This is a genomic window from Streptomyces sp. AC555_RSS877 (assembly GCF_019049245.1).
Classification (GTDB): Bacteria; Actinomycetota; Actinomycetes; order Streptomycetales; family Streptomycetaceae; genus Streptomyces.
Genome location: NZ_JAGMUK010000137.1, coordinates 1 through 3326, shown reverse-complemented (window position 1 = coordinate 3326; position 3326 = coordinate 1). Strand labels below are relative to the sequence as shown.

General features: G+C 68.5%; 3 protein-coding genes and 1 pseudogene. 3 read left to right on the top strand and 1 reads right to left on the bottom strand.

Annotated elements, in window-relative coordinates; genetic code table 11:
* Positions 1 to 215 precede the first annotated feature (215 nt).
* Entirely contained in the window at positions 216 to 656 is a 441-nt protein-coding gene (locus tag KUM49_RS37745) for a hypothetical protein (protein WP_217241488.1), read from the top strand.
* On the opposite strand, the pseudogene KUM49_RS37740 reads toward KUM49_RS37745, so the two are convergent.
* A pseudogene (locus tag KUM49_RS37740) lies at positions 653 to 976 on the bottom strand (transposase); the annotation flags it as partial. The gene KUM49_RS37745 and the pseudogene KUM49_RS37740 sit on opposite strands and share 4 nt — an antisense overlap.
* Positions 977 to 1002: 26 nt before the next feature.
* On the opposite strand from KUM49_RS37740, the gene KUM49_RS37735 reads away from it, so the two are divergent.
* Together KUM49_RS37735 and KUM49_RS37730 are read left to right on the top strand one after the other, a co-directional pair.
* Complete coding sequence (locus KUM49_RS37735) at positions 1003 to 1986, top strand: replication-relaxation family protein (protein ID WP_217241487.1); 984 nt, start codon at positions 1003 to 1005, stop codon at positions 1984 to 1986.
* Between the two features lie 895 nt (positions 1987 to 2881).
* A partial coding sequence (locus tag KUM49_RS37730) for a peptidoglycan-binding protein (RefSeq protein WP_217241486.1) occupies positions 2882 to 3326 on the top strand: 445 nt, incomplete at its 3' end.

Genomic DNA, 3326 nt, shown 5'->3' with positions numbered 1-3326 from the left:
CGGACCGCGGCCAACTCCCCACTCATCACACCCGGTCAACGGCCCGCCCCATCAAACGGACACGCCACCAGCGACTGAACCTGACCAAGCCCTACTAGGCCGTGTCTGATAATGATCATGTTGCGCGGCTTTCTCTGTGGAGTCGACTGGTCGCATGTGGGAGGGTCCTTCATGTGATCAGTCAGGATGGCGTCCGGGTCCGGGAGCTCGTACTCTTGGACGGAGTTCGCCCTACAGACGTTGTGCGTGTTCATCGCGAAGCGCTCTATGTGCTGCGTTCGAGCATCGACGCTGCGCACATCGACGCCTACAGCGGCGACGCCTGGCCGCCAGAGGTTCTGCACTCGTATGAGCGTGCCTCGTTGCTGGCTCGGCAGGAGGTCGTGCGCGGTAGTCGCTCCAGGCGTGCCGATCCTGGGATGGGGATCGACATTGATGTCCGGGATGACGGGCAGTTCGAAGTGCTGTCGGACTTGGTTCCTTACACGATCCACGCTGAAGGCTGGCGGAACGGTCGGCTGGTCTTCAGTGCCAGTGACTCGGGAACATCCCTGTGGATTGAGGTCACGCAGGAACAGGAAGCAGAACTCCAGTCCCGATTGGGTCTGCTGGGGACCCCACCAGGTGCGCTCACCGAGCTGACACCCGGGCGCTAAGCCATTGCCGACCCGGGCTCGCGGAGCCAGAGGATCAGCGAGGCAAGGCGGAGTCCGGCCTCGTAGCGGTCCGCCAGCTTGTCGAAGCGGGTCGCTACCGCGCGGAACTGCTTGAGCCGGTTGAAGCACCTCTCGACGACGTTGCGGTGTTTGTACGCTTCAGCGTCGAAGGCGGGTGGCCGGCCGCCTCGGGAGCCCCGACGGAGACGGTTGGCGACCTGGTCAGAGCGTTCAGGGATCGTCACAGCGATGCCATGACGCCTGCACCAGGCGCGGATCGCCCGGGACGAATAGGCCTTGTCCGCCAGGACCCGGCGCCGCACCATACGAAGCGGGAGCAACCGTGATGACCGACGTGGACGCGGGTGGCGGGGACCGGCTGGCGCTGGCCGTGCTGGCGCAGTACCAGATAGCCACCACCGAACAAATGCACCTGGTGATCGCGCCGGGGGTGCGGATCGAGCAGACGAGGTGCCGACTGGCCAAACTGCGCACTGAGGGGCTGGTCGACCGGATCACCCTGCCGCGGGCCGGACGTACCCGGGTCTGGTTCCCCACCCAGTACGGCGTGCAGGTCGCCTGCGAGTGGCCGGAGCTGCGGGAGCGGCGGCCGCCCAAGACGGCCTCCGACCCGACCGCCGTGCGGCTGCGGGCCGGACACGGGCTGACGGTGACGGAGACCGGGCTCGCGTTCCTCCAGGACGCCCGCCGCCGTGGCGAGTTGTGCCGGCCACTCGACTGGATCCCCGAGGTCTACCACCCCATTGGCGGCGGCGAGGCGGTCATCCCCGACGCGCTCCTGTACTACCGCAGCGGCAGCCAGAGCGGCGACAGCTGGTCGATGCTGCGGGCGTTCGTGGAAGTCGACCGGGCCACCATGGGCCCCGAACGCCTCGCCGCGAAAGTCCACGCCTACGCCCGCCTGCACCAGTACGCGCCGGTACCCGTCGGGCGGCCCCGGCCGGCCTTCAGCCAGGAGCCGCCGCAGCAGGACTGGCGGCGGCGCTACCCGCTGTTCCCGCGGCTGCTGTTCGTCCTGGACGGCACCGGCCCGGACGGCATCGAGACCAGGACCCAGGCCCTGCGCGCAACAACCCGGGATCCGGGCCTGGCCGACTTCCTGCGCGACGTCCCCGTCCTGGCGGCCCCGTTGGTCGACCTGCTCCGCAACGGGCCGTCAGCGCCCGTATGGCGACCCGTACAGGACCCCGACCAGAGAGTCAGCTGGATGGAATCGCCGGTCCCCGTCACCACTGCGCACCCGCCTGCGCAAAGCCCACGGCAACGCCCCGCGCGACCGCACTCATGGGGCGACCACAGCAGGCCATAGCTCTGCGCAAGCTGCGGTCATCCCATGCGCCACCACCCCTAACAGGCCATTGCGCAGCGGTGGCCCGCATCCCGACCAAAGGCCCGACCACGTCCCCCACCACCCCCGACCATGAGCCCCACCATGCAGGTCACAGCGTTGCGCATCCGCTGCGCAGTGCCCCGCACCGGCTGCGCAGCCGGTGCGCGGGTTGGGGTGGACAGGACGCCGTCACCGGTCCCGCGAAGGGCGTGCGCAATCGGATGGCGCAGGTTGCGCAACGCCGCTGTCCCCCGCCCTGTCTTTCTGCGCAATGCGGCAGGCAGCCCGATGCGGTCCGATGGTGGCCAGCAACTCCGGTGCGGAGCGCGGCGGGTGGCCCGTGACCAGCACCACGCAGATCCCGGCCTGCTCGGCCGCCGTCAAGGCGGCCCCGGCCGTCAAGGTCCGTCGCGATCAGTTTCGGCGGAATGAGAGGCAACGAGAGGCACTGCGGGGGTTGTCATGGCGGCACTCTTCTGGATCGACGGACTGAACAGATGTGGTCCGGTGCCCTGCGGAACAGGGTGCCTCACTTTGATTCGATGGCCGCCTGACACCGTGCCATCGACGGAGCCGCGCCGGGAGGGATGCAGCGGGTTCTGCCCGGCCCCCGTGTCCCGGCCTCATTCTGCGTCAGCCGTCACGGCGAACGAGGGGCCGCCCTCCTGCAGAATCGGCCATCGCCCGCTAGCGGTCGTCCCGCCGTAAGGACTCGGCGGTAAACGTTTCAGCAGGTCAGCGCCTGGGACGTCCCGGGATGAGGCCACTTCTGCCTCAACGGTGGCCGGACATCACGCCGAAGCCGCAGTCTCGTTGCGGAGCCAGCCGGTGAGGTCGGTTCCGTTCATCGCACGTCAACGGAGGGAAAAACAGCATGCGAGCTCTCACGAAGGCACTCGTCAGTGCCACCGCCGCGGTCGGGATCGCCGCCGGCGGCCTGGCCACCGCGGGCACGGCCATGGCGGCCCCCGCGCCGGCCCAGCAGCAAGCGGTAACCGGTGAGATCGGCACGCTCGCGGTGAACAACCTGGGGCTGACCACCACCCAGGCGAAGAAGTGGCAGTGCTATCTGCGTGATTGGAATTTCAACCCCGGCACGATCGACGGTCAGCTGGGTACCGACAGCTGGAAGGCCGCGCAGAGGTTCTTCAACTATTACGGCCATAACGGCGATATCGCACTCGTCGTCGACGGAGACGTCGGACCCGCCACGATCAGGGCGCTGCAGCGCTTCCTGAACGCCCGCGGCTACGGCCTTGACGTCGACGGGATCGCCGGACCGAAGACCAAGGACGCGTTCGCGGACTTCGCCGCCGCGC

Coding starts and splice junctions, on each gene's coding strand:
- KUM49_RS37735 (WP_217241487.1), top strand. CDS start 1,003: ATGACCGACGTGGACGCGGGTGGCGGGGACCGGCTGGCGCTGGCCGTG.